General features: G+C 47.3%; 20 protein-coding genes. 12 read left to right on the forward strand and 8 right to left on the reverse strand.

Going from position 1 to position 26,399, the window contains the following annotated elements; translation table 11 throughout:
* Positions 1–6 precede the first annotated feature (6 nt).
* A complete protein-coding gene (locus ARCVE_RS07680) occupies positions 7–1,350 on the reverse strand; it encodes a beta-galactosidase (protein ID WP_013684209.1) in 1,344 nt (447 codons plus the stop codon).
* 80 nt (positions 1,351–1,430) lie between these two features.
* Positions 1,431–3,008, reverse strand: a complete 1,578-nt coding sequence (locus ARCVE_RS07685) for an ATP-binding protein (RefSeq protein ID WP_013684210.1) — start codon at positions 3,006–3,008, stop codon at positions 1,431–1,433.
* Positions 3,009–3,119: 111 nt separating this feature from the next.
* On the opposite strand from ARCVE_RS07685, the gene cobT reads away from it, so the two are divergent.
* Complete coding sequence (gene cobT, locus ARCVE_RS07690) at positions 3,120–4,157, forward strand: nicotinate mononucleotide-dependent phosphoribosyltransferase CobT (protein WP_013684211.1); 1,038 nt, start codon at positions 3,120–3,122, stop codon at positions 4,155–4,157.
* Positions 4,158–4,543: 386 nt separating this feature from the next.
* Here the strand turns inward: cobT and ARCVE_RS07695 are convergent, their stop codons facing one another.
* The 3 genes from ARCVE_RS07695 to ARCVE_RS11120 form a co-directional block, all read right to left on the reverse strand.
* Positions 4,544–5,068 (reverse strand): ArsR/SmtB family transcription factor, encoded by a 525-nt coding sequence (locus tag ARCVE_RS07695; RefSeq protein ID WP_013684212.1) that lies wholly within the window; start codon positions 5,066–5,068, stop codon positions 4,544–4,546.
* A gap of 118 nt (positions 5,069–5,186) precedes the next feature.
* Positions 5,187–5,414: a hypothetical protein gene (locus ARCVE_RS07700; RefSeq protein WP_013684213.1), complete on the reverse strand. Its 228-nt coding sequence runs from the start codon at positions 5,412–5,414 to the stop codon at positions 5,187–5,189.
* 464 nt (positions 5,415–5,878) lie between these two features.
* A protein-coding gene (locus ARCVE_RS11120) for an IS630 family transposase (RefSeq protein WP_013683522.1) occupies positions 5,879–6,902 on the reverse strand; the annotation gives its coding sequence in 2 pieces (ribosomal slippage) (positions 5,879–6,430 and positions 6,432–6,902; 1,023 coding nt in all).
* Positions 6,903–6,934: 32 nt separating this feature from the next.
* On the opposite strand from ARCVE_RS11120, the gene ARCVE_RS07715 reads away from it, so the two are divergent.
* The gene (locus ARCVE_RS07715; RefSeq protein ID WP_013684214.1) at positions 6,935–8,839 is read left to right on the forward strand and encodes a DUF2298 domain-containing protein; all 1,905 of its coding nucleotides are present in this window, start codon (positions 6,935–6,937) and stop codon (positions 8,837–8,839) included.
* Between the two features lie 45 nt (positions 8,840–8,884).
* Here ARCVE_RS07715 and ARCVE_RS07720 read toward each other — a convergent pair whose 3' ends face one another.
* The 3 genes from ARCVE_RS07720 to truA all read right to left on the reverse strand — a co-directional run bounded on the left by ARCVE_RS07720 (position 8,885) and on the right by truA (position 12,231).
* Positions 8,885–9,274 (reverse strand): hypothetical protein, encoded by a 390-nt coding sequence (locus tag ARCVE_RS07720; protein ID WP_048085815.1) that lies wholly within the window; start codon positions 9,272–9,274, stop codon positions 8,885–8,887.
* 75 nt (positions 9,275–9,349) lie between these two features.
* Positions 9,350–11,434, reverse strand: coding sequence for a DHH family phosphoesterase (locus tag ARCVE_RS07725; protein ID WP_013684215.1), 2,085 nt, complete (start codon positions 11,432–11,434; stop codon positions 9,350–9,352).
* Positions 11,431–12,231 (reverse strand): tRNA pseudouridine(38-40) synthase TruA, encoded by an 801-nt coding sequence (gene truA / locus ARCVE_RS07730; RefSeq protein ID WP_048085854.1) that lies wholly within the window; start codon positions 12,229–12,231, stop codon positions 11,431–11,433. The genes ARCVE_RS07725 and truA overlap by 4 nt, the downstream gene beginning before the upstream one ends.
* A gap of 275 nt (positions 12,232–12,506) precedes the next feature.
* On the opposite strand from truA, the gene ARCVE_RS11365 reads away from it, so the two are divergent.
* The 10 genes from ARCVE_RS11365 to ARCVE_RS07775 all read left to right on the forward strand — a co-directional run bounded on the left by ARCVE_RS11365 (position 12,507) and on the right by ARCVE_RS07775 (position 26,330).
* Positions 12,507–14,474, forward strand: a complete 1,968-nt coding sequence (locus ARCVE_RS11365; RefSeq protein ID WP_013684217.1) for an ABC transporter substrate-binding protein — start codon at positions 12,507–12,509, stop codon at positions 14,472–14,474.
* Positions 14,471–15,493, forward strand: a complete 1,023-nt coding sequence (locus ARCVE_RS07740) for a FecCD family ABC transporter permease (protein WP_013684218.1) — start codon at positions 14,471–14,473, stop codon at positions 15,491–15,493. Before ARCVE_RS11365 ends, ARCVE_RS07740 begins: the two co-directional genes overlap by 4 nt.
* Positions 15,486–16,262, forward strand: coding sequence for an ABC transporter ATP-binding protein (locus ARCVE_RS07745; protein WP_013684219.1), 777 nt, complete (start codon positions 15,486–15,488; stop codon positions 16,260–16,262). Before ARCVE_RS07740 ends, ARCVE_RS07745 begins: the two co-directional genes overlap by 8 nt.
* A gap of 39 nt (positions 16,263–16,301) precedes the next feature.
* Positions 16,302–18,656 (forward strand): cobaltochelatase subunit CobN, encoded by a 2,355-nt coding sequence (locus tag ARCVE_RS11710; RefSeq protein ID WP_198001994.1) that lies wholly within the window; start codon positions 16,302–16,304, stop codon positions 18,654–18,656.
* 1 nt (position 18,657) lies between these two features.
* Positions 18,658–20,151 carry a cobaltochelatase subunit CobN gene (locus ARCVE_RS11715; protein WP_198001995.1) on the forward strand — a complete coding sequence of 498 codons (1,494 nt, stop codon included), beginning with the start codon at positions 18,658–18,660 and terminating at the stop codon, positions 20,149–20,151.
* Positions 20,152–20,385: 234 nt separating this feature from the next.
* Positions 20,386–20,832, forward strand: a complete 447-nt coding sequence (locus ARCVE_RS07755; protein WP_048085856.1) for a GNAT family N-acetyltransferase — start codon at positions 20,386–20,388, stop codon at positions 20,830–20,832.
* Positions 20,833–20,971: 139 nt separating this feature from the next.
* Positions 20,972–23,314 (forward strand): hydrogenase iron-sulfur subunit, encoded by a 2,343-nt coding sequence (locus ARCVE_RS07760; protein ID WP_013684221.1) that lies wholly within the window; start codon positions 20,972–20,974, stop codon positions 23,312–23,314.
* Positions 23,315–23,440: 126 nt separating this feature from the next.
* A complete protein-coding gene (locus ARCVE_RS07765; protein WP_013684222.1) occupies positions 23,441–24,622 on the forward strand; it encodes a (Fe-S)-binding protein in 1,182 nt (393 codons plus the stop codon).
* A 4-nt stretch (positions 24,623–24,626) separates the two neighbouring features.
* Entirely contained in the window at positions 24,627–25,382 is a 756-nt protein-coding gene (locus ARCVE_RS07770; protein ID WP_013684223.1) for an electron transfer flavoprotein subunit beta/FixA family protein, read from the forward strand.
* 9 nt (positions 25,383–25,391) lie between these two features.
* Entirely contained in the window at positions 25,392–26,330 is a 939-nt protein-coding gene (locus tag ARCVE_RS07775) for an electron transfer flavoprotein subunit alpha/FixB family protein (protein WP_013684224.1), read from the forward strand.
* Positions 26,331–26,399: the final 69 nt, after the last annotated feature.

A 26,399-nucleotide genomic window follows, 5' to 3' on the forward strand; every position in this document is an offset into this window, starting at 1 on the left:
TATTTTTTAGGATGTCAGAACCTCCACGTAGACAGGAGAGTCGCTGAGCTCTATCTCGCTTGCATCCATAACTTTCTCATTTCCGTAGATATTGGTAACTTTAACAGTTCCCTTTATCTCCTCTGGAAGGGGAGCGTTTCCCCAGAGAACGTAAATGACCTTGTTTCCAACTGAGAACTTGTACTGCCCGACTTCTGTTTTCGCACCCTCGAAGGTTTCGTGGTACTCCTGCCTCAGAACCTCAACGCTATCGAAGTAGCTCAGCTTATTCACAAGGGTCTCGTAAGCCTTCTGCGTGCTGTCAGATTTCCAGTAAAGCCAATTGTCGATGTAAAACAGCTTCTCGGCTCCTAAAGCAATGGAGAACACAGAACTTCTCACTAAAAGCCTATCAATCGAACTTATGTCTTCTGGAGGTTCTTCAAGACCCCCGTACTGCACTTCAGTTATCCATATGGGCTTGCTTTTCACTCCATGCTTTTCCAGAAACCGTTTGAATTTAAGTACGTATAGGTCTTCTCTTTCCTCGTTGGTATCAATGGTATGGATGTTCGCAATGTCAAAATAATTTGCAGCTTCTCCGATTATCGGTTCCCAGAACTCGACGAATTTATCCAGCATCCCGCTCATTCCACCCATTACAACTTTCGCCTCAGGGTCAGCCTCCTTTATAGTTTCGTAAGATACCTTCAGAATCTCGAGATAGTCTTCAGGTGTCCCTAAAAAGAATTTTAGATCCCATGGGTCTTTACCCTGCATGTCCGGCTCGTTCATTATTTCCCAGTACTTTATAGGATACTTCAAGCCAGGCATGTCGTCCACGCCGTCTCCGTCGTATCTTTCGACGAGTCTTCTCAGAAATTCTCTGTAAGCTTCCATATCACATGGTTTTCCAACTTTAATCTTCTCCTTGCCTGAGGGAAGTGGCATCTTTCCCCAGTACTCATCTCCGTGGCATTTGTCCTGATCCCAGTTTGCGAATGGCTCTACTGTTATGAGAAGACAGAGGTTCTCATCCTGAGAATGCCTAACGACCTCATCCACAAAACTAAAATCGTATTTCCCTTCCTCCGGCTCTACTGCCTGCCATGTAACCCAGAATCTCACCCAGGTGGCGTTTTTGACGTTTCCAACCCTCGAAAAGTGCGACTTCTCAAGCTCTTGAAAGCTCTTGGAAGGAGACGTAACTTCTCCAATCTTTTTCCCAACCTTTTCAAAGTTACCAGAAGGGGTAGATTTCTCTCCAAGTTTCTCTTCAGTGCTGTCTTCTTTCATTTTCTCTGCGCACCCGCTTACAAGTGCTGCTACGGTTAGAATGGTCAAAATCACAATCAATACATTTACCTTCATAACAGCATTTTTCTGATCTAAACTCACATAATATTTTTGGCGTTAGTTGTTCATTCTAAATGATTTGGCAAAGTAGGTTTTTACTCATCCCAGAAAAGCCTTCTCTGCTTTTGTTTTATCCCCACTCCAGCTCCTGGCCCTTCTTCCCTGCTAAGGCTGAGCCACTTCTGCCATTCTTCGGGAGCGTTCTTGCTCATTCCTCCGTGGCTCGTAAGTCTTCTTCTTACTCTCACGAGCACGGGCGAATTTATCGCAACTCCCGCAACCAGCGCCTGTCCCTTTGTAAGGCCGGGAAGCTCCTCTATTAGCTCCCTGCCAATGCTCTCGACGCTGCTCTTGATGTTTTCCTGATCAGCAGGATTGACAATGCGCATTATAATCTGGGTCATGCACTGGCTGAGGATGTCGGAATCTATCTTCGACGGGCGCTGGCTTATAAGACAGACACCAACTCCGAACTTTCGACCTTCAGCCAGAATTGTCTTCAAAACGTTATAGCTCTTGGCATCGCGGGAAGCAAAGCGGTGCGCTTCTTCAATGATGACGAAGACAGGATACTCGAGCCTTTCTCCCATCAGGCCCTTCTCTGCGTTTATTCTTGCGTTAAGAATTCTGTTCAGCAGAACAGATGCAAGAATTTGCTGCTCTATGTCGCTGAGCTCGGAAAGCTGCAGAATGCTCGCCTGCCCCGGCTTGAGCAGGTCTTTCAGCTCCATGTGGACATAGTCGTCTATGACCTCAACGCTCTGAATGTACCTCCTGATTCGCCACGTGAGCGCCTTTACCGTTACATCCTTTGGGTCTCCTGAAACTTCTGCAACCTTTGCTACGAGTTCATCTGATGTAAACTTCGTGCCGGCAAGGCTGTCGTAGGCTTTCTTGAGTAAGGCTTCCATCTTGTCGGTTAAATCCGGCAGAAGGTTGATGAGTTCGTCGTACTCAAGTTCGCTCAGCCGGATCTTTATTTCGTCCTTGTCGAAAACCCTCACATATGGTCTATAGCCGTTGCCTGTAAATTCTTCGAGCCCCTCGACCTCCTTGAGTGTTGCATACTCGCTGTGGGGGTCAAGTATCAGCAAAGCGGCGCAATTGTACGGCTTAAGCAGTTCCTCGGCAATAACGCCTGCAAGGTAGCTCTTTCCACTTCCCGTTGAAGCGAGGATGCACATGTGCTCACTCGTAACTAAAGCTGTATCGAGAACCACTGGAACGTCCTCATCCCTGTTCAGGAGATAGCCAACGTGAATTGAGCCCATCTCGCCTACCTTCTTCTTCATGAGGACTTCCTGAATCGTTTCCCCTTCTGCCAGAAAAACGGGCTGGCCCGGCTTTGGCGGGATGCGGGGATTCACAAAGCCAAGGTTTTCGTCGTAATAACCCATTATGCATGCTTTAACTTCAAAAAGCTCGAACTCACTTGTACTAATGCCGAGGGCTCTTACGATCCTTTCGGGGGCGATTTCGGGTTTTGAGAGGAAAACGTCAGGATAAAGGCGGAGAGGTGAGCGCTTCGTAACCCTGCATATGACCTTTCTACCGTTCAAGAGATAGTAAACGAACTCGCCGCTTTTAAGGCGGGTTTTGTCGGGTGTGACGAAACGAAACTCGTGCTGGGACTCTGCGGGCCCTTTAACAAGGCCGATGGGCTTTGTGTCCATGGCAACGCATTTGTAAGAGTGAACTTAAATGTTGCCAGTGGGGCGGAAGTTGCTCGCTTTCCTGTGCTTCACGTGAACAGGCTATAAATCAGGAGGCTGTCAAACATTGTCATGAAGTGGAGGATTGTAAAGGGTGAGAAAGAAGACGCAATGAAGTTCTTCGAACTTCTAAAGGAGAATGTCGTTTTTCTCTTCACAATCGGCAACACAAAAACAGCCGAAATTCCAGGGATAACGGTTGCTGGAGCGAATCCTGAACTCATAAAGTACACGCCTCCCGCCGACGTGGAGTTATTATACTACGGCAAATGTAAGTCCATCGATGCGATTCCCGCAACACCCGATGGGAAACCAACTCCAGCTCTGATTACATACACATCCCTCCGCCTTACTCAAGTGCCATTCTTCGTCGTTGATAGCGGGCTCATGGTCAAGCCAAAAACACCGTACATCTCGATAGGCGCTCCGGTTGGAGGAAATATAAAAGATGGGCAGGCGATGAGCGTCGAAGAGGTTAAAGAGAGCTTCGAGAGAGCGAAGAAACTTGGAGAGCATATGTCGAAGCTTGCAGACATCCTCGTCATAGGGGAGAGTATTCCCGCTGGCACGACAACTGCTGGGGCCGTGCTAAAGGCTTTCGGTGTGAAGGATGCAGTTTCGTCGAGCATGCCTTCAAATCCAGTGGAGCTGAAGAGGAGCGTTATAGAGGAGGCTGTTAAGAGAGTCAATAGCAGCGACGTGTTCGATGTCGTTGCTGAGGTTGGCGACCCGGTTATGGTCGGCGTTGCCGGAATCGCCGTTGGTTCGTCAAAGCCAGTTTTACTTGCAGGCGGAACGCAGATGGCAGCAATAGCTCACATTATAAAGAAGATAGACGAAAGCAAGGATATCGCCATTGCAACCACTGTTTACGTTGCGGACGATGACACGGCAGATATAGCAGGAATCTCGCCCGTTACAGTGATGGCCGCTGATCCAGGACTTGGTGATTCTGTTAAACCCGGGTTAAGGGCCTATGCAGAGGGCTTCGTTAAAGAGGGTGTTGGAGCTGGAGGGGCAACACTCCTATCTTATGCGAGGGGGTTCAGCAAGCAGGAGTTTCTGAAGGAGATTGAGAAGGACTACGAGTGTATTGTTGAGTTTGCTTAACAAGGCAGGAAAATTCATTTCATTTATAATATTAGCCTGACTATCTTCTTCCCTGAACGACTTCAAGAGCTTGGCTGCAGTAATCGACAGCAAAGTGGAGAGAACGGAGAGAACTGAGCAGCGACACGAGGATGCCACAGTTATCGAGCTGCCAGCGACATCACGTTGTGAGCTGCATAATAGGAGGCGGACGGGCCCTTTGGAGTCAGCTTTGCTATGATATTTACAGAAGCTATTCCGGGAACTGAGGTGTATAACCCAACGTAAACAACGAGGAAGGGGAGCAGATGTGGGCTGCAAAAGAGACTGATGCAAAAAGCAAAGATAGAACCGCTGTTGATAAGATAAATAATCTATTATTCTCCTTGTAAAAATATGACGCAAAATTACAACCAGTATTTTTTGATACAGTATAGAGACATTACGGCACCCAGCGAGATTAAAGCTAAACCCACCAGCAAGTGTATTTCCGGATGAGTAGGAGCCGGAACTGGGGTCGGGGCTGGAGTCGGAACGGGTACAGGGGCTGGCGTTGGAGTTGGGGTTGGTACGGCTGACTTGATAACCATAAACTTATACAGTTCGAATGATCCAGCTGATATACTTGCTATGGCGGACGATAGCAGCAAAATAATTTTGGTCCTGCTCTCTGGGTGTAAAATTCTTCTACCCTTCCCCGTTAGTTCATAGTACATCCATTTCCTGCCCTCATCCACCTTTCTTATCAACCCTGCCTGTACGAGTTTGTCGAGGTGCTCTTTAACGGCGGTTTTTGATATGTTAAGCTCTTTTGATAGTTCGGTTAAAGTCATTCGTCTCTCATCGAGCTTCTTAAGTATTTCTATTCTCGTTTCGGATGCTAAGGCAAACAAATCTTTTCTACCAATGGTTATCTTATCTCCCCTATCCATCTACAACCCTCACACTCCGTAAGGCTTAGCTACTGAATATATAGAGTGGTTTATTCATTCATTGTCGGCTAAGGATATATCATCCCAATAAATTTTAATTTAAATAAAGTTCCCAATTTCAATTTTTTGTGTTATTTAACCTTAACTTCAACATGCCATCCGGTCCATGAACGACTGTTGTTCCATCGGCAAAATGGTGAACTACTGAACCAAGCGGAATGTAGTAACCTGCAACTCCCTTCTCAAGGCGGAATTGTGCGCCAATCGCGTCGTTTTGGGCTGCAAGTACACCACTGCAAGCCAGCAGAACCATAGCACTTATCAGCCCGATCCAAGCCTTTCTCATCTTTCACCTCCCTGCCGTTTTTAGTTAAATTAGCATAATAATAAATAAATTATCAAACCAGCGAAAACGTAAGGTTTTTACCTTACAATTTCGGAATTTTTTAATTATCTGCACTGGTGGTTTAATAACTCAGCAGAACATGGATTGGTAACCTCTCATGTAGCACCGAGTTTCTGCCCAACACTCAATGCATCTGTTCAGTCTCAGATTTGGAAGCCCAGAGATAGACTGCAGAACTATCTGAAAGCAGCAAATGCTACCTTCTCTGCTACTTACAAGCCTTAAGTGGACTGCCGGAAGTTCGTTCGGTGGTTGGGGTGACGGTTGGAATGACGGCATGAGTTGATAAAAAATGTGTTAACGTCGAAGGTGGTGCGATGGACTTCTTGCCATTCTTGGTAATCGTAGAAGCGATCGGATTTATTGCATTTCCGCTTGTAGCATTTCTGTTCGGGAATTTATGGTTAGGTGCAAAACATCTTAAACTTATCTCCCAAGAACTTCTCAATCCAAGCCGTTGCAAAGGAGATTGATTCAGTTAACTTTCTGAAAGCCTTGGAAATCGTTTCCTTCAGCTCCTCTATATTCAGCGGAGATACTTCAGAAACAAACCTTTTAACGCTCTTCCAAACGTTCTCAATCGGATTCAAGTCGGGAGAGTAGGGAGGGAGATAAACCAGTGCAATATCAAGCTTTTCAGCTTCCTCTCTCACTTTCTTTGCATGATGCGTCCTGAAATTATCGAGAACGATCACGATTCTTTTCCCAGGATTTGCTTCTCTAATCTTTTTTAGAAATGCTATGAATTCTTCAGTCCTGTTTCTTTCTGGAAACTCTATTACGCTCTCTCCGTTCAAGCTATAGAATCCTGAAACCTTAGCTTTGACGTACGTGGCAACTCTTTTAACCGGCTTTCCGAAACTCCACAGCCTTGCAGTATTTGCATTCGCTTCGACTGCCATCTCATCAATGAATCCTAGGATGTCTTGATCAATCTCAGCTTCATCCAGGTTTTTTTAAAGTGTCCTCAGCGTTATCGGGCTTTCTGTAATCCTTCTGATAAGGTTTAGCGTATTTCATGCCAAAAGATCTGAGAATTCTCCTGACCTGCCACGAAGAATACTTAACTCCAAACTCAGCTTCAATTAGCTCCTGAACTTCTTTCGTCGTCCACGAATCCCCTTCTTTTAGCATCTCTCTGAGTTTCTCTTTCTGCTCCTTCGTGAGTTTTGCTGGCCTTCCTCCTCCAAATTCCGGAATTAAGCCTTCGTAGCCTTTTGAGTTCCACCTTTTTAGCCATGCGTAGCCTGTTGCTTTGGTAATTCCTACGAGTTCGGCGGCTTCTTCAACGTTCATTCCTTTATAGAGGTATCTTATGAAGTAAAGTCTCTTAAGAACTCTCGTGTCTTTTTCAAGCCTTTTGATTCTTCTATCGAGTTCTTCTGCTGGCAGATGCTTCACTACTTCGTAGACGCGTTTTCTACCCATGGTTTTGGTTGTTATTTTTAGTATAAATAGTTTTGCTCAAGACCATAAAAGATTGCGGATATTCAGTTTCAAAACAGTTCGGCATAGTTACGATTGTTTATATTACTTGGATACTTTCAAGCCTCAGAGTGCTTAAATTTGATTTTAGTGTTATCCTTGCCCTATTCTCCCTGCTTGCTCTCTCATTGTTAACCTTAAAGCGCGTAAAGTTTAGCAGAGGAATCATCCTGCAGGAAGTCCTATTCGTCTCAACCTTTTTTATCTCACTGACATACTTAATGCACAAGCCCGAGATTTACTTTGCGTATTCAGAGGATTTCATGGATTTTGCCTTTCTAAAGTCGATTTTAAGGTCGGATTACTTCCCTCCCCAGGACCCGTGGTTCGCCGGGGAGAATCTGTCCTACTACTTCGGACATTTAATCGCTGCAATTCTCATCAAGATCTCGGGAGTTGAAGCTGAAGCTGGTTATAATCTGGCTGTTGCAGCCTTCTTCTCCATTGCCGTGCAGTCGGCCTTTGGGATTGGATACAACCTGAGTGGAAGAAAGCTGCATGGGCTGGCGACAGCAGTTCTTACCTGCTTTACGGGGTTCGTATCCGGATTATTCCAGCTTTTGGCGTACGTCACTGGAACAGGCATATTTAACTACAAACCGTTCAACGGTGGACTTACAGACTGGCTCCTATTGTTTGACTTCTCTTCAGCCACGAGGATAATTCCCCACACGATCAACTTCTACCCGTTTTTCACCTTCCTGCAGGGAGACATGCATGCTCACTTCACGTCGATCCCCTTCCAGCTGGCATTCACTGGAATTTGCCTTGCCATATACCAGAGATTCAACGTGATTTCGTTCGCCTCAGCATTAGCCTTCGCTTTATTCTTTATCGGAATTAACACATGGGACTTCCCCGCATACCTAATTCTGCTCATCGCAACCGCATATCTCGCCACAAAGAACCGGATGTTTTTAATTCCGGGTGTAGCAATCACCATGGCATTTCTTTATTCACTTCTCAACGGCTATATTGGATTTGTCGATGAGAGGACGAATGCTGTGGACTTCCTCCAGATCTTCGCTGTGTTCACTTTTATAACGCTCGCCTATCTTGCAGGGATCAAACTGAGGATGGCAGTAATTCTCCTATCCATCACCACCATCGGCTTCTTGTTGAACTTTCAACTGGCATTTTTGCTGGCTTTAATAGTCTTACTACTGCAGAACAGGAAGAAGGAAGCAGAATTTCCAGCTATCCTGGCGTTAACGGCCATGCTCCTACTCATCTTCTGCGAACTGTTTTACATAGACGATGCTTACGAGGAACCGTATGAGAGAATGAATACGGTGATGAAGGTTTACATGGAAGTCTGGTTGCTCTGGGGCGTTTCGTCAGCTTTCTTTCTGACAAGGTTACGGAAAGCTGCGAAAGCGATTTCCGTAATCCTCATCGCTGCCTCGCTCATTCATCCGTTCGCATCTGCAGTATCGATGCCGAACAAAGCCTTTATGGGCGAAACAGAGGAGCTAACGCTAAACGGGATGAAGTGGCTCGAAGAGTGCAAGCCTGAAGAATACAGAGCGATAAGATGGCTTGAAAATAAAAGTGGAGTGGTTCTGGAGGCTCCCGGAGAGGCTTACAGGTACTCTTCGAGAGTATCAACATTCACGGGACTGCCCACGGTTATTGGCTGGGTTAGCCATGAGGTCATGTGGGGCAGGGGATGGGATGCTGTAAATGAGAGTGTAAGGGATGTTGATTCGATCTATCTGAACGCACCTAAAGATTTGGTCGAGAAGTACAAGATCAGGTACATCTTCGTTGGAGAGGTTGAAAAGAAGAGGTATGGAAAAATAAGGCTGGATGAGTGCGAGTGGTTGAGGAAGGCTTACGAGGATTGTGGAGTCGTTGTGTATGAGGTGTTGGAGAACTGAGCCTGAGATTTACTGCAAAAAATGGCCGCTGGCTTGAGGAAATTCTTACCGCAGAGAGTCCGATGCAAAGTGGAAAATCGCTGCAACCGCAAGAACTACCATCAATGAGGCAAACTTGCCGTAGGCTACTCTCTTTGCATAAAACTCACCTCTGATGTTCAATGGCAGCAGATCCCTCATCCACGAACTCCAGGCAACTGCTGAGATTTCCTTGAATACGCTGTAGATTACGAAGATCACCACGAACCACGTAATGGAACCCGTCAAGCAAGCCCCAGCAATTAGCAGCAGAGAGATGCGTGAAATTAAGTTGGCAACAAAAGACACCTTCTTTCTGCCGAAGTTCTCGGCAAGAGCGGCAAATGGAATCTGGACTAGCTGCGAAACAAATGGAATGGCTGCAACGAGACCCCTATTAAGGCAGGATCGCCACATTGAGTATTTAATGCTGGGTGGTGAAACACATGATGAAACATGATGACGTAAAAAAAACCCACAAAAAACAACCAATCAAAGGGAGCCAATCTTCGCAGCCAGCTTCGCCAGCACATCCTTCCTCTTCGCCGGTATGAACTTTATCGAGCCGACGACGAGGTGGCCTCCGCCTTCAACGCCAGCGTTCGGCACTTCCTGCTGCAATTCCTTCACAAATCGCGGTATGTCAAGTTCAACCCCTTCGCTCCTTATTACGGCAAAATCCGGGCCGTATCCGATTGTTACAATCTTTGGATGTTCCTTCTTGAGCCTGTCGTGAATCTCGCCTGTCAGCTTGCCAGGCGGAGGGAAGGTAAAGCGCTTTGCATAGTTCTCGACGTCGAAAGCTGCAAGGGCAATGCCATTTGGCAGCGTTTGCACCTTCACGCCGGCCATTGCCGTGTCGAGCTGCTCTTCTATGGCTTTCTTTGCATAACCAGCAAGCATATCAACGAGCTTTCTCTGTCTGTCCTTCCTGCCGAATCCAAGGATTTCGTGGATTATGCCACTTGCAGACCTGAAGCGAAGGTAAAAACCCTCAAATTCAAGCGCAAGTCCAATATCGTACAGCTCCTCTCTTGTACAGCCGGATAGCTCTATGTACTTTTCCACCTCACCCTCGCTTCTATCACCTACAATGGACACTGCGGCGAGCAGTTCCAGTCCATCGACTTCGGGATTCACCATCCTCGCAATCTCAACGCATAGCACACCGGAGGTGTAGTTGCTGTCCCCTCCCACCTTGTAGGGGTTTACGTGATAGAGAAGATAGCTATCAACCTCCTCGTCGGGGTAGTGGTGGTCTATGGTTATGACGTCCGCTCCGAATGCGAGGAACTGCCGTATTGCCGGCACATCCTCACTGCCAGAACCGTTATCCACAAGCACGACAAGAGGTATCTTATCGCCGTGCTTTTCAACGTCCTCAAGAGCCTCATCCAAGTCTTTAACAACGTCTTCAAGCTCGTAGAACGGTGCTCTCGACACCTTTCTTTTCACGAGATAGTACTTCGCCTCGCTATCTGCATTGGTCTTCTCAACAAGATCAACGAGTGCCTTTTCGAGGGCTACGCCCCCACAAACACCATCAGCATCCCAGTGGTGCCTTATGATTATGGGTCTCGACTCAAAAACGGCTTTTCTTAGCTCTTTGGCAACGTTCATCATCTCTTCCTTAAGCCCTTTGAGAATCTCGCTTTCAATGAGGAATCCGGAAAAGATTGGCTCGCTCCTCCTCTCGAGCTCCTCCTGAATCATTCGATGTATTTCATATGCTTCTTCGCCAAGAAGTCTCTCCATCTCAAGGACTTCGAGCTGGGGCTTCGCGTCCCTTTTCTTAACGATTCCAATTGCCCTTACGACATCGTCAACCTTTATCTCTGGATACGCTCTATCTCCACCTTCGAAGGCGGCAGCATTAACACTTCCCGTCTCATCGAGAATCGTAAAAATCGTTGGCCCGCCAGTCTGCCTAATGTGGGTAATCTTCCCCCTTATCTCAACCATTTTGCCCGCAAGACTCTCGAGTTCAGCAATCTTTACTGCTGGAGCCTCTTTAGAAATTTCCACAATAGCGTAGCCATCCATAGGGTTGGGGACGAGGTCAATTTCACCAGTAGGTCTTATAGCAGAAACTTTGACAAGAATATCGTCGTTTTCCGAAACTTTGATGTTGCCGAGGTTCTTCTTGTGAATTAGTCCCCTGAGCCTCTTGTTGAGGCTTACGAACACACCTATGTCCGTTATGCTCGAAACCTTTCCTACATAAACTCTGTTCAGCCTTACGTCCTCTAAACCACAGCTATTCCTGAGAAGGTACGCGTGGGGCTTTCTTCTGCATTGCGGGCAAAGATCGGCATTTCCAAAAACCTTCGCCCCGCATAGCCTGCATTTTCCTGCTTTCCCACTACCATTGCAGTTTTTGCAAACTTCTGTTCTTTTTACGACTCCCGTCCCCTTGCAAACACCACAAATTCCTTTTGCAAACATCTCGAGCTGTTCTGCGCTTAGTTCTGCAGTAATCTTTGGGTCGAAGCTCTTGGCCTTCCCGCTACCTCCGCAGATTCTGCAGGGCTCTTCGACTTCAATGTATCCCTTGCCACCGCAGACATCGCATATCATGCTGAATCCCGGAATAATGAAAACAGCTTATAAATTGTTCCGTGATACATCACGAGTTTTTCGAGTTTCAACTGCAGGCTTCGCCAGGCGTAGTCGTCAACCTCAAATTCCACGCCGCTGTACTTTATATCCTTTAAAATCAGCCCGTAAGCTGGTGCGGGCTCGATTCTCTCCCTGTGCTTTTCCGGGTTCAGCATTTCCTCAAACCACTCCACACTTCTGTGCCTGCTACCAACAGCTTCAAGCGCTGCGATTATGCAGCGTACCATGTTCCACGTGAACGCGTTCCCTTCTATCTCAAAAATCAGAAAGTCTCCGTTCACACGAAGTTCGACGTTGTAGATTGTTCTTACGCAGCTCTGTCCCTCTCCAAACTTTTTCGTGAAGTTTGTGAAGTCGTGGGTGCCGAGCAATAGCTTTGCAGCTTTGCGCATCGCGGAAATGTCGTACTCTCTGGAGTAGAGGACGTAAATGTACGTTCTACTTGTTGCGTAGCGGGGATTAAAGTCATCGGGAACCTTCGCCCACGCCCACACAACTATGTCGTCAGGAAGGTTCGCATTTATGACCCTCGGCAAAACCTTCTTGGCATCGCTGACGTCCAGTGCAACAACCTGACTAAAAGCATGGACGCCTGCATCTGTCCTTCCGGCGCATTTGTAGTTGGATGCTTTTACGTTTATCCCCAAGCTCTCAAATGCTTTAAAGAGCTCTCCTTCAACCGTCCTCTCGTCCGGCTGGTATTGAAAGCCGGCAAAGTCCGTGCCGATATATGCAAGCTTTAAAGCGACCCTCATATCCTCAGCAAAGAAGAACGAAACCGTCCATCGTATTAATCTTGCGTTTTGACATTTGCTTCCCCAGATCATGGCAAGCTGGCAAAAAGTTAGTACTAAACAATCATTTAATATAATTTAACAATTTACTTAACTACAAATACAAAGTTAATTCGAAACACAACAGTAGGATTAGTCCCCATCGATTTTAAGAACAATCCTTGAAAAACTCTTAACTTTTTTAACATTTTCGCAAAGTTAGTAACACTTAAAAATCGAGTGTCAAACCCGCAGCCATGAGAAAGAGCTCTCTCGCAACATTGCTGCTGCTGGCACTCGCCCTTACGCTTGCAGGCTGCATTCAGGAAAAGCCAAAAGTTCAGCAAGCCCCACAGGCAGGTATAACAATAACAGACATGGCTGGAAGAACGATTACGCTGAACGAGACGCCGGAGAGAGTAGTTGTTCTAACGAGCTACTGGGCTGAAACGCTGCGATTGCTTGAGGTTGATGATAAAGTCGTTGGAGTTGGAAACTACGTTCCAGAATCCGATTATATTTCTGAAAGCATTAAAAACAAGCCGACAGTGGGGAGTACCTTCAAAGGTGTAAACTGGGAAGCCGTTGCGAGCTTAAACCCCGATTTAATAATAACGGACTGGTATGGCGGAAAATACAAGGATAAAGAAATCATAGAGAAAGCAGAACAGCTTGGAATTCCCGTTATAGCTTTGCAGGCGAAGACAGTTGAAGACAACATAAAGTGCATTGAAATACTTGGAAAGGCGTTTGGAAAGGAGGACAAAGCGAAGGAAATCGTTGATTTCATGAACTCGAAGCTGGATGAGGTAAAAGAGATCTCGAAGCAGGTTCCAGAGAAAAAAGTTCTTGTGATTTCTGCTCCTAAGGACATATCCGGCCCCATCACAGTTTATGCGAAAGGAAGTGCCTGGGGAAGTATTCCTGAAATAGTCGGAGCTCACAACGTCGCTTTTGACAAGGAGTTCGACACGCAGTGGCCAAAGGTGGATTTGGAGAAGATCATAGCTTGGTGGAACGACACTGATGTGCTGATAGTAATCTCGTTTGACGAGAAAAAGCTCGAAGAGGCAGTTAAGAAGATAAAAGAGGACGAAAGGTGGAAAGAAGTTAAGGCAGTAAAAGAGAGGCATGTGTACGGAATTCTCGCTGGGGGCAAGTTTGGACATTTCCTGGACTGGGGGCCAAGAATAGCTGTCGGAGTTTACCAGTTTGGCTGTGCAGTCTATCCAGAACAGTATCCGAGATGGCAGAAGGTTGCAGATGAGCTGCTGAGCTTTTACGACATGAGCTTTTACAGAACTGTCGTCGACACGGAGGGCAGAGAGGTAAAAGTTCCGCTTAAGGTTGAGAGAGCTGTTGTTCTCGCTGGCCAAGTTGCTGAACTGATGTACTGCTGGGGTGACTTCGATAAGGTTGTGGGTATAACGAGGTGGGCAGAAAAGAACCCCGTTCTTGCGAAATTCACGAATCTCAAAGAAATTCCAGCAGTTGGTGGAGGAAGAGATCCGAACGTTGAGGCGATAATATCGCTGAAGCCGGACATCGTTATAACCTACGGTGGAGAATACGGCTATTCAACGCCCAGGAGTGTGATAGAACAGCTCGAAAAAGCTGGAATCCCGGTAGTCCTTGTAGAGCTTAGTAACCTCGACGAGGTGTACAGAACCATAGAAATCGTTGGAGAAATTCTGAATAAAGAGGACAAAGCCAGTGAAACGATAGACCAGATGAAAGAAGTGATTGCCCTGGTTAAGGATGAGGCAGGCAAGATACCTAAAGAAGAGAGAATTAAGGCAATATGGCTCTGGAGTAAGCCCACGAAGGTTACAGGCAATTCAGGAGTTACGAACGATTTAATCATTAATGCTGGAGCCATAAATCCCGCAAGCGAGCTCGAAGGGAAGTACGTGGAAGTCCCACTTGAAAAAATCGTTGCCTGGAATCCGGACGTTATAATAATCTGGAGTTCTGCAAAGTATGGCCCTGAAGATCTGATAAATGACCCAAGATGGCAGGATATAAGCGCGATTAAGAATGAGAAGGTGTACAAACAACCAAGGCTCCTGGCAGACACTTGGAGCATAAGGGTTGCAGTACTTCAGGCATGGATGTTCGACAAGTTCTATCCGGGCAGAATAGACTTCAACAGCACAGCAAACGAATTCTTCGAGTACTTCTACGGAGTAAGTTACGAGGAATTCGAAAAGGAGTTTGAAGTATGAGCCGTAGAGTTATCTTGCTATTTTTTCTGATCTTTCCAGTTTTTTCTTTCTTCCTCAGTCTGTGTATTGGAGCTTATCACATACCCCTGTCAGCCATAATAAAGATGATTACCGCAAAAACTCTGGAAGCCATAACGTTTGGCAGATTCAGCCTGGAGCTGAACTACCCCTCCACGTACGAGACTATTCTGTTCCAGATCAGGCTTCCACGCGTAATCACTGCGATGCTCGTTGGCTCTGCTCTGGCTGTTTCTGGAGCGGTACTGCAGGCCACTTTCAGGAATCCGCTCGTTGACTCGTACATAATAGGTATCTCTGCTGGAGCTGCGTTTGGAGCTGCTCTGGCTTTCGGATTCCTGCCAGCAAGCATAGAGGTTTCAGCTTTCGTTTTTTCAATGGTTGCGATGTTCCTGACATACACCCTTGCAAAGATAAGAGGAAGGGTTACCGTCATCTCGTTAATTCTGGCCGGGATAATAATGAATGCGTTCTTCTCAGCCTTAACGTCCATGTTGAAGTTTTTAATGGAGCACGAGAAGCTTGCGGGCGTTGTTTACTGGCTGATGGGCAGTTTTGCCAGCGCAGACTGGAGCGTCGTATCCCGCATAACAATTCCGATAACTGCTGGTTGTATTGCCATATGCCTCATGAGATGGCACCTGAACGTCCTTTCCATGGGCGAGGAAGCGCAGATTCTTGGCATAGACGTTGGAAAGATGAGGTTTATCTACGTCTCGATAGTTTCCTTCATGACCGCAATAGCCGTTGCGCACTGCGGTATAATCGGCTGGGTTGGTCTGATCATGCCTCACATCGTCAGAATGGCCTTTGGGCCTGACCATAAAACCCTGATTCCCCTGTCAATTGCTATAGGAGCGGGTTTTATGGTTCTGGCGGATGATGTGGCGAGAGCTTTAACTACGTTCGAAATACCCATTGGTATCGTAACTACAATCCTCGGTATTCCATTTTTCGTCTATTTGCTCAGGAAAACGGGAGGAGGGGAATGGTATGCTTGAGGTTAAAAATTTGAAGTTCAGATATAACGGTTTCGAAGTAAACGCAAGTCTGAACGTGAATAAAGGAGAAATCCTGACGCTCCTCGGCCCGAACGGATGTGGAAAGACGACATTGCTCAGGTGTATATACGGAATCCTTAATCCCAAAACCCCGTGTGTTTACCTTGATGGCAAAGATGTTCATTCTATGGATTTGAGAGAAAGGGCTAAAAAAATGGGATATGTTCCTCAAACCCACCATCCAGGCTTTCCATATACGGTTCTGGAATTCGTCGTGATGGGGAGAGCTTCGCAAATATCCACATTTGAATCACCGGGTAGTGAAGATTACAGAATTGCTTTGGAGGCTTTGAAACTCGTTGGCATTGAAAATTTGGCAGATAAGCCGTACACGCAGATCAGCGGTGGGCAACTGCAATTAGCTTTAATAGCGAGGGCTCTCGTTCAAAACCCGAGAGCAATCCTGTTCGACGAGCCTACTGCGCATCTCGACTTCAAGAATCAGGTAAAGGTTCTTGAGATGATCAGAAGGATTACGGCTGAAAAGAAGGTTGCGACGATTTTAACTCTGCACGATCCGAACCTTGCTGGCATGTACTCGGATAAGATAGCTCTCATTAAAGGCGGAAAAATCCACGCAGTCGGAGAGCCTGAAGAGGTACTGACAGAAAATGAGTTAAGTCAGGTATATGAGATCAGTATTAAAGTTATCAACGCAGATTCTTTCAGGTTCGTAATCCCTGTTCTTAACGAACTCAAAAATCATTAGAAGTGATAATACTTAAATACAATCCAGCGTATAAGCTTCATGCATCTTAGCCTTATAATGGGATACGGAGCTTCGATGCTTCCAATGCTCACGAGAATTCTCGAAGACGAATCAAAGCGCCTCGGCTTTAACTATCTCGCTGTGAGTGATTCTCTCTCGGCTGTTCATGTTGATGAAATAAAAAACAGTGATGCAATCTTTCTCTACACGTACCAGCTTCCGGAGGAAGTGGAAAAGGCCATCGAGGAATCAAAGGCAAAAATCGTTGTTTCCGCTTCAGAAAACTATTTCCACCTTTCGAGAGGTCGGTCGGGTTTTTTAGGCAAGGCTGTAGAGTACTTTAAGACGGGTGGAGAGAATAATCTGAGAAACCTCGTGAGGTTCTTGCTCTGGGCTGCCGGAATGGACGTTAACGTCGGAGAGGTCGAAGAAGTCCCGTGGCACGCGATATACCACCCACGGATGGGTCTGTTTGAAAACACGAAGAAATATTTTAGAGATTACCCGTTCTCAAGCTTCCCCCTCGTTGGAGTGCTAATTCACAGAACCTGCTGGCTTTACAGGAACATAAGACATTTTGAAGCTCTTATTGAGGCTTTCGAGCGTGAAAGGCTTGGTGTTCTTCCGGTTTTTACCCACGGCTGGAGGGATGAACTGCTGAACACACCTTCGAAGGAGGACACGATAAGGGAGTTCTTCTTCGTTGATGGAAAGCCGGTGGTTGATGCTGTTGTTAACCTCACGTACTTCTTCCTGCTCGATCATGGGAAGGAAAGGAGCGAAGAAGACAGATTTAAGGTTGTCGAAGGATTGGAGCTCCTGAGGGAGCTGAATGTCCCGATAATTCAGCCCTGCTTCTCATCATCGCAAAGTGTTAGCGAGTGGAAGGAGTCGGAACACGGAGTGGACTACCTTTCTCAGGTTTACACCGTTGTAATGCCAGAAGTTGACGGGCTGATAGAACCGGTTTATCTGGCGGGAACGAAGGTAAGTGATAACGGAGTTAAGAAGTTCGAACCTTACAAGGAACACGCGAAGTACCTTGCAAAAAGGGTGAAAAAGTGGATTGAATTAAGGAAGAAGAAGCCGGAGGAACGAAGAATTGCAATCGTCCTCATAAATCCGCCGTGTAAAGGTTTAGAGGCAAGTGTCGCCGTTGGTTTTGGGCTCGATGTTCCCGAAAGCGTTGCAAGGCTGCTGAACAGGTTGAAGGACGAAGGCTACAGAATTGAAAATCCTCCTAAAAACGGAAAGGAGCTTGTAGATATTATACTCGAGAGGAAGGCGATAAGCGAGTTCCGCTGGACGAGTGTTGAGGAGATCGTAGAGAAAGGCGGGGCTGTTGATTTTGTAGATGCTGAAACGTACGTGGAGTGGTTTAACGAATTGCCTGCAAATGCAAGGGAGGCGATGGTAAGGGAGTGGAGTGAGCCAGAAGACGTTTTGTCTGGCAGTGTTGACAAGGAACTGGCTGGTATGGTTTATAACGGCAAATTCGTGATTCCCGGACTGCTCTTCGGCAACGTCTTCATAACACCTCAGCCAAAGTTTGGGTGTGCAGGCAGCAGGTGCGACGGAAAGGTTTGCAGAATTCTCCATAATCCAACCATTCCTCCCCCGCATCAGTGGCTTGCAGTTTATCGCTGGATTACGAGAGTATTTAAGGCTGATGTGATCATTCACTTTGGCACGCACGGCTACTTGGAGTTCAGACCGGGTAAGGGTGTCGGCTTATCACCATCCTGCTGGCCGGAGATAAGCATTGACGATGTTCCGCATTTGTACGTTTACAACGTTGCGAATCCAATGGAGGGGGTTATAGCGAAGAGAAGGAGCTACGCAACCATCGTTGATCACGTTTATCTGCCAATGGCAATGGCTGATGTGCTTGAAGAACTGGAGGAGCTTTTAACGCAGTACTCCAAGGCTAAACAGCTTGGGGAGGAGGCAAGAGCGGAGAAGATTTACGAGGAAATAATTGCCAAAGCAAAGGAGAACAACGTGCCTGTAAGAGGTGAAGGTGAGAAAGCTATTGAGGAGATCCACCGCTACGTCGAGGCTGTTAGGGGAACTCAAATAGAGTCGGGGCTGCATATCTTTGCCCATCCAAACGTCGAAAAACTTGCCGAACACGTTGCGACGATTATGGCCTACGACAGTCACGAATTCCCCTCTATAAGGAGAGTGCTTGCGGAATACATCGGCCTTGACTACGACGAGATGAGGAGGAATCCTTCAGCTGTAAACAGTCTTGGAATGACGAACGCTGAAACCCTCGAACTCCTCCACAGAAAGGCAATTGCGATAATAGACGAGCTTCTAAAGCTTGAGTCGAAGGAATCGCACGACATTGCTGCAATTGTCAAGAAGCACGTTGGCAGTTTGAGGTGTTAGTATGCTTGAAGTCAAGAGGGCAGAAGAGGAGGAGAAAACCAAGAAGGTTGTTGAAGCTTTTTCCAGAGCCCTTGAAATAGCTGAGAAGATTAAGGAATGCAGAAGAGAGTACGATGGCTTTGTAAAGGGTCTCAGCGGAGAATTTGTTGAACCCGGAGCTTCAGGCTCGCTAACGAGAGGTAAAACTGAAATCCTGCCTACAGGCAGGAATTTCTTTGCCGTCGATCCTACAGCCATTCCAACGAAAGCAGCCTGGAAAATTGGAGTTGATACTGCTGAAAAGCTCATAGAGCACTACAAAGCCAAACATGGCAGGTATCCGGAGAGTGTCGGGGAATGGCTCTGGAGTATAGATGCCTACAAGGCCGACGGCGAGCAGATTGCCCAGATTCTCTATCTTCTCGGTGTAAAGCCAGTCTGGGAGTACGGAAAGGTCAGGGGGCTTGAAGTAATCCCCCTTGATGAGCTGAAGAGACCTCGTATCGACGTTGTTATTAGAATAACGGGAATTGTCCGCGATACACTGCCCAACTACATCTACATGATTGATGAGGCTGTCTCAAAGGTTGCGTTGCTTGACGAGCCTGCCGAAATGAACTACGTGAGGAAGCACTACCTCGAGCACGTCTCAAAGCTCAGAGAGCTTGGAGTTGACGAAGATCTCGCTCTCTGCAGAGTTTTCTGCTCCCCTCCCGGAACCTATGGATCTGGTGTAAATTACGCCGTCGAAGCTTCAGCCTGGCAGGATGATGAAGACCTTGCAAAGACGTGGGTTCAGTGGAGCGGGTATGCTTATACGAGAAAGCACTTCGGAAAGGGGGCTGCTGAGAGCCTCATCCTCAATCTCAAAAATGTAGATGTTGTAACTCGCAACCACATAAGCGACGAACATGACATATTCAACTGCTGCTGTTACTTCTCGTACCACGGTGGATTTTACAATACTGTGAAGACCCTCGGCGGAAGTCCAGAGATAGTTGTGGTAGATACAAAGGACGTCTCAGCAACATCCGTTAGAGAGATGAGAGATGAAATCGAGAGGATTGTGAGAGCAAAGCTTCTCAATCCCGCGTGGATCGAGGGGATGAAGCAGCACGGATATAGGGGGGCGAGCGAATTCTCAAAGAAGATTCTGCACCTCTACGGCTGGGCAGCAACGACAAAGCTCGTCGATAAATGGGTTTTTGATGAGATAGCAAATACCTACGTGCTCGATAATGAGATGCGGAAATGGTTCGAGGAGAACAACGTTTACGCCGTTGAGGAAATAGCAAGGAGACTCGTTGAGGCTGCCGAAAGAGGACTCTGGCAGGCGGACGAGGAGTTACTCGAGAAATTGAGAGAAGCCTATGGCGAGATCGAGGGTATTCTCGAAGAGTCGTTAAGCGGGGATGTGCAGGGAGGAGCTATTGACATACTTACGATGGACGACGTTGAAAACTGGGAGAAAAGCTCAAGAGATATTGTGAACGTATGGGAGAAGCTGAAAGGGTAAGGATTCTTATAATTTCACTTATTGTGAATAAAAATATACTTTTTGGGAGAGTTGTGAAAGTAAAATCTACTACCTCCCCTTGCATATCTCCTCGCTTTCGCAAGGTCTTGTAAGCAACCAGATGAGAAAACTCATGGACCAACCAGTTTTTTGTTCACAGCTAAGGGCTCGGGGTAGAGGTTGAAGGATTAGGAAACCGCAAAAGTTTTCAGGCGATGCCGACAGATGACGTTGGTGGAAGCTGGATCTACCTTTAGTGTTGACTTCATGGAAAACTGTGAGGTCGAGGAAGTCATCCACCTCGAATACGACGTTCTTGGAACGAGTCCTTTTGCCAACCTTTCCCTGCTTCCAGTCAGAAAAAGAGCAGTTGTTGCAAAAGAGGAGGTAGATGCAGAGCATATTGTGGGATGTGCGACGGTTTGCTGGGCTGAACAGTTTGTTATCGCCTCTATTGCTGTCAGGGACGACTTCCGGGGAAAGGGAGTTGGAAAAGCAATCCTGAGGAAGTGCATTGAATTTGCCAGAGACATGGGTTACGATAGTGTCTGGCTTGAAACCCCTGCTGATGGGCCCGTAGACTTTTACCTGAAAGAGGGTTTCAGAGTTTCAACATTCTTAAGGAATTATTACGGGGATGGTATACATGGCCTGAAACTTGTCTACACATTTCAGTTCTAAATGCTAACATATTCAAACTTATATTGTGATTGTCGAACTCTTTGAATAATTGGAGAATATCAAAACATTCAAATACCCACATTATTGACTGGGCACAACTTACCGGAAAAAGCATGATAAATTGGGAGGCAGTGTCCGCATGAAGCGTGTTGGCGTTTACGTTTGTTCGGGATGCGGAATTGGCGAAGTAATAGACGTGGAAAAACTATCAGCCAAGTTCAACGCGAGAGTTCACCCCTTCCTCTGCAGCAGCGAAGGGGTTGAGATGATAGAGAAAGACATAGACGAGGGAATCGACACAATCGTAATTGCCGCGTGTTCTCCCCGTGTAAACACTGACGTCTTCAGGTTCGAGGGTGTGGTCGTTGAGAGAGTGAACCTTCGTGAAGGCGTAGCATGGAGCCACGAGAGCAATGAAGAGACTCAAGCACTGGCAGAGGACTACGTTAGAATGGGCATAGTCAAGGCAGAGAAGACAGAACTCCCCGAGGGCGAGGAAAAAGTAGTATCAAGAACAATTCTCGTTGTTGGAGGGGGTATAGCAGGTATTACCGCTGCCGTTGAGGCTGCGGAAGTGGGCTACGAGGTAATTCTGGTAGAAAAAAACCCCTATCTTGGTGGAAGGGTAGCGCAGATGTACAAGTACTTCCCAAAGCTCTGCCCGCCGTACTGTGGGCTTGAAATCAACCTCAGGAGACTCAGAGAGAACAGGAAGATAACAGTCTTCACAAACGCAGAGGTCGAATCCATCAGCGGAGAACCTGGCAACTTCGATGTTACGGTCAAAATCAACCCCCGCTACGTAACCGATGCATGCACAGCATGCGGAGAATGTGTCAAAGCCTGCCCGGCAGAGAGACCAAACGAGTTCAACTACGGAATGGACAAAACCAAGGCAATCTACCTTCCACATGAGATGTCCTTCCCCATGAAGTACGTAATAGATGCAGAGTACTGCCAGAAGAATGAGGGCTGCAAGGCGTGCGTTGATGCATGCCCGTACGATGCGATAGACCTTGCGATGGAGCCAAAAACTCTGAACCTGAAGGCCGGAGCGATAGTTGTTGCGACTGGCTGGAAGCCGTACGACGCAGGCAGGCTGACAAACCTCGGTTTTGGAAAGTATCCCGACGTTATAACCAATGTGATGTTTGAGAGACTTGCGTCGCCAAACGGGCCTACGAAAGGTAAGATACTCACCCATGATGGTAAACCTGTAAAGAGAATTGCCTTCGTTCAGTGCGCAGGCAGTAGAGATGAAAACCACCTGCCGTACTGCTCCGCTGTTTGTTGCCTTGCCTCGCTCAAGCAGGCGACGTATATTAAAGAGCAGTATCCCGACGCTGAAGTTTACATCTGCTACATAGACGTGAGAACGCCCAGCCTGTACGAGGATTTCTACAGGAAAGTTATGAACGAGGGTGTTTACCTTGTCAGGGGCAAGGTTGCAGAGGTTACCGACATTGCGAAGAGTCCCGAAGAAGAAGGAAAGCTCATTGTAAGAGTTGAGGACACTCTCCTTGGCAAGGTTCGCAGAATTCCCGTTGACATGGTCGTGCTCGCCACAGGCATGCAGCCCAACAGTACTGGACTGAACCTGAAGTACAGGCAGGGAAGCGAACTACCAACGAACCAGTATGGCTTTGCGAATTCCAACTTCATATGCTTCCCCTACGAGAGCCAGCGGACTGGAATATACGCTGCTGGATGCGTTAGGCAGCCTATGGATGTAGCCACCGCTGTCGAGGATGCGAGCGGAGCCGTTATGAAGGCAATACAGTGCATAGAACTTGTTTCGAAGGGCATGGCCACGTTCCCGAGAAGTGGAGACCTGTCACTGCCCATCTTCTTCCTCCAGCGCTGTACGCAGTGTAAGAGGTGTACGGAGGAATGTCCCTTCTCTGCACTTGAGGAGGATGAAAGAGGAACGCCGATACTCAATCCAGCGAGGTGCAGGAGGTGCGGTACATGCTTTGGAGCGTGTCCAGAACGCATAATCTCGTTCAAGAACTACTCCATCGACATGATTTCGTCGATGATAAAGGCAATAGACGTGCCGGAGGAGGAAGGTAAATTCAGAATACTCGGCTTCTTCTGCGAGAACGACGCTTATCCGGCGCTGGACATGGCGGCCAGAAACGGATACAAAATAGACACAAGTCTGAGGGTCATCCCCGTCCGCTGTCTTGGTTCTGTGAACGTTGTCTTCATTGCTGATGCATTATCGAGAGGAATCGACGGCATCCTGCTTGCAGGCTGCAAGTATGGCGAGGACTACCAGTGCCACTTCATAAGAGGTAGTGAGCTTGCCAACAGGAGAATGGAGAACGTCCAGGAAACCCTGCAGCGATTGATGCTCGAACCAGAGAGAGTGAAGCTCGTAGAACTTGCCATATCTGACTACGACAAGATTCCGCAGATTATTGAGGAGTTCGTTGAGCAGATTAAGCAGATTGGACCAAATCCATATAAAGGGTTCTGAGGTGGTGAACGAGATGCAAATTATATCGAAAAATAGTTATAGTCGGTGTGTCTTGCCTTGTCACAACAGTGGCAAAATATTCAAATATTTCATGATTAATGCAAACATAAATTGGGAGGCGGTTAAATGGACGTAGGCGAGATGCTTGAAACGTACTTCGAAAGACTCTCGGAAGTGGCAGAATCTGAGAAGTACAAGCAGTGTCTTCAGTGCGGTACGTGCGGCGGTTCGTGTCCTTATGGTATTGCCTCACCTTTCACTCCGAGAAGGATGATTTTGGCTATCAGAGCAAAACTTGTTGATGAAATTCTCGAAAGTGGGGCTCACTGGCTGTGTACTTCCTGCTATACGTGCAGCTACAGATGCCCCAGTCAGATCCCCCTTACCGACGGCATAATTCCGGCTCTGCGTGAGCTTTCGCTACTTGAAGGTAACCCGCCCGAGGAGCTTGCTGCAGCGCTGATGAACATAGCACGCTACGGTAATCCCTTCAGAGAGTCTCCGAGAAAGAGGGACAACTGGACAAAGGAAGTGGAGTTTGAAGTACCTACACTATCAAAGAAGAAAAGTGCTGACGTTCTCTTTATCCCTGAGTGCTTTGGGTCATACCACCGGAGGTGTAAGGAGATCACCAAAGCCTTCGCCGAGGTTATGTACCTCCTTGGAACAGACTTTGCAATTCTTGGCAACGAGGAGCGGTGCATTGGCGATTTAACCCGCCTCAGCGGAGAGTTTGGGTTGTTTGAAGACCTCGTGGAGAAGAACATAAAGACATTCGAGAAGTACGAATTCAATAGAATTGTGACGCACGATGCGCATGCGTACAACGCGCTAAGGCGTGAATATCCGAAGTACGGCTTCGAGAAAGAAGTGCTGCATCACACACAGTTCCTGTTTGAAAACCTCGACAAGTTGAAGGACATGTTCAACGAGCTGGATTACGTCGTAACCTACCACGACTCGTGCTATGTCGGGAGAAGGAACGGAATCTTTGATGAGCCCCGTCAGGTGATTCAGGCGATTCCCGGCATAAAGTTCGTGGAGATGAAGAGGACAAGAGAGAACGCACTCTGCTGTGGAGGTGGAGGTGGCGGGGTCTGGCTTGATAGCTTCATAAAAGAGTTTCTCAAAGAGAGACCTGCGGAAGACAGGGTTAGAGAGGCTGCTCTGGTTGGAGCGAACGTCATTGTTACGGCGTGCACGCTTGATGTGCCCATGTTCGAAGATGCACTCAAAATGACAGGTCTCGAAGGTCAGATTGAGGTAAAGGACATCTCAGAACTCGTACTTGAAGCGATCAAGGGGTGATACGATGAAGATATGCGCGATCCTAAGGCTGGTTCCAGACCTCGTAGAGGAGATTGAAATCAGCGAGACGGAGATAACTCCCTTCGCATACATTGCAAACGAGAGAGATGAGCACGCAGTTGAGGAAGCGCTCGTTCTGAAAGAGAAAAGCGGTGCAACTGTTGATGTTTTAGGCATTGTCGACGAAGACACAGAAACGGAGATAGACGAACCCCTTGCAATGGCGTATGCAAAGGGCGCTGACAACCTGATCAAGGCAATCCTATCAAGGAGTACGTACAGAAGAATAGAAGTTGCAAAGGGACTTGCAGAATTTCTGAAGGACAAGGAATACGATGTCATAATGGTAGGCATTCAGGCGATAGATGCATTTGCAGGAACTCTCGGTGGAATGCTCGCCCGATGCATGGGAATTCCCTACATCGGTGGAGTCGTTGAAGCAGATGTTCAGGATGGCAACTTGGTCGTTAAAAAAGAACTTGGTGGTGGCCTGCTGGGAGAATACAAAGTGTCTCTGCCTGCGGTCGTTGGAGTGGTGTCTGCAGAACGCCCGCTTAAGTTCGTTCCGTTTGCAAAGCTGAGGCAGGCGATGAAGAAGGCAGAAATCGAGGAAGTCGAAATAGAGGTTCCTGAACTCGAGGGAGTAGAGGTTCTGAGGTACTACGAACCGCCAAAGCCAGAGATAACGCTGCTCGAGGGCGAGCCCGAGGAAATAGCAGACAAGCTTGTAGAAGTGCTGAAGGAACTTTCCGTGCTGTGAGGTGGTACGATGGACGTTCTCGTCTTTGCAGAAGTTATAGAAAATGAGGTTCAGGACATTACCTACGAGCTCGTTGGAAAAGCAAAGCAGCTTGCCAGCGAACTTGGGGGTAAAGCTGTAACCCTCGTTATCGGAAATCCAGACGTGAGCAACATCAACAGCGATGTGATTCAGGTTGATGCCGGCGATCCCTCGCCATGGCACTACGCAATCGTTGAGAAGGTATATGAAAGAGTAAAACCTGCAGCAATCCTCTTCGGCAATACATCCGCAAGTCTCGACGTTGCATCTCAGTTTGCAGCCCAGCTTGGCCTGCCCATTGCCACACTGGTTACCGAGATATCAGTCAGCGATGGCCAGTTCGTCGCAACTTCCATTGCATACGGTGGAAAGATAATGGTAGACCTTGCAGTAAAGAGTCCGGGAGTTTTCGTCGTTAACAGAGGTAGCTTCCAGGCAGAAGACGGAAAGGGAGAAGTTGGTTCTGTTGAGAAGCTCAGCCTTGACGAACTTGGAGTCAGCGATGGCGTGGAGTTCGTCGGATACATAAAGCCAGAAGTGGAAGACGTGGACATATCCAAGGCTGACATCGTTGTTTCTGTAGGCAGAGGTATTGGCGACGAAGCGAACATTGAGCTTGCAGAGGAGCTTGCAGAAGTCCTTGGAGGTGTTGTTGCAGGTTCCCGTCCGATCATAGATTCTGGATGGCTTCCAAAGACAAGGCAGGTTGGAAGGAGCGGCAAAACCGTCGTTGGCAAACTCTACCTTGCTCTTGGTATAAGTGGGGCTACCGAGCACGTTGAGGGTGTAAAGGCCAAGAATGTGATTGCAATAAATACAGACAGAGACGCGCCAATCTTCAGAATTGCAAGGTGTGGGGCTGTTGCTGACGTGCTTGAGCTCGTGCCTGTGCTGATAGACAAGATCAGAGAGATCAAGGGAGAGTAACATGCCCGGAAATGTAGATTATTGTTCATTATGTTTTTGTAAATTTTCATCTTTTATAATATCACGTTA

It is taken from the genome of Archaeoglobus veneficus SNP6, assembly GCF_000194625.1.
GTDB lineage: Archaea > Halobacteriota > Archaeoglobi > Archaeoglobales > Archaeoglobaceae > Archaeoglobus_C > Archaeoglobus_C veneficus.

Coding starts and splice junctions, on each gene's coding strand:
- ARCVE_RS07680 (WP_013684209.1), bottom strand. CDS start 1,350: ATGAAGGTAAATGTATTGATTGTGATTTTGACCATTCTAACCGTAGCA.
- ARCVE_RS07685 (WP_013684210.1), bottom strand. CDS start 3,008: ATGGACACAAAGCCCATCGGCCTTGTTAAAGGGCCCGCAGAGTCCCAG.
- cobT (WP_013684211.1), top strand. CDS start 3,120: ATGAAGTGGAGGATTGTAAAGGGTGAGAAAGAAGACGCAATGAAGTTC.
- ARCVE_RS07695 (WP_013684212.1), bottom strand. CDS start 5,068: ATGGATAGGGGAGATAAGATAACCATTGGTAGAAAAGATTTGTTTGCC.
- ARCVE_RS07700 (WP_013684213.1), bottom strand. CDS start 5,414: ATGAGAAAGGCTTGGATCGGGCTGATAAGTGCTATGGTTCTGCTGGCT.
- ARCVE_RS07720 (WP_048085815.1), bottom strand. CDS start 9,274: ATGTGGCGATCCTGCCTTAATAGGGGTCTCGTTGCAGCCATTCCATTT.
- ARCVE_RS07725 (WP_013684215.1), bottom strand. CDS start 11,434: ATGATATGCGATGTCTGCGGTGGCAAGGGATACATTGAAGTCGAAGAG.
- truA (WP_048085854.1), bottom strand. CDS start 12,231: ATGAGGGTCGCTTTAAAGCTTGCATATATCGGCACGGACTTTGCCGGC.
- ARCVE_RS11365 (WP_013684217.1), top strand. CDS start 12,507: ATGAGAAAGAGCTCTCTCGCAACATTGCTGCTGCTGGCACTCGCCCTT.
- ARCVE_RS07740 (WP_013684218.1), top strand. CDS start 14,471: ATGAGCCGTAGAGTTATCTTGCTATTTTTTCTGATCTTTCCAGTTTTT.
- ARCVE_RS07745 (WP_013684219.1), top strand. CDS start 15,486: ATGCTTGAGGTTAAAAATTTGAAGTTCAGATATAACGGTTTCGAAGTA.
- ARCVE_RS11710 (WP_198001994.1), top strand. CDS start 16,302: ATGCATCTTAGCCTTATAATGGGATACGGAGCTTCGATGCTTCCAATG.
- ARCVE_RS11715 (WP_198001995.1), top strand. CDS start 18,658: ATGCTTGAAGTCAAGAGGGCAGAAGAGGAGGAGAAAACCAAGAAGGTT.
- ARCVE_RS07760 (WP_013684221.1), top strand. CDS start 20,972: ATGAAGCGTGTTGGCGTTTACGTTTGTTCGGGATGCGGAATTGGCGAA.
- ARCVE_RS07765 (WP_013684222.1), top strand. CDS start 23,441: ATGGACGTAGGCGAGATGCTTGAAACGTACTTCGAAAGACTCTCGGAA.
- ARCVE_RS07770 (WP_013684223.1), top strand. CDS start 24,627: ATGAAGATATGCGCGATCCTAAGGCTGGTTCCAGACCTCGTAGAGGAG.
- ARCVE_RS07775 (WP_013684224.1), top strand. CDS start 25,392: ATGGACGTTCTCGTCTTTGCAGAAGTTATAGAAAATGAGGTTCAGGAC.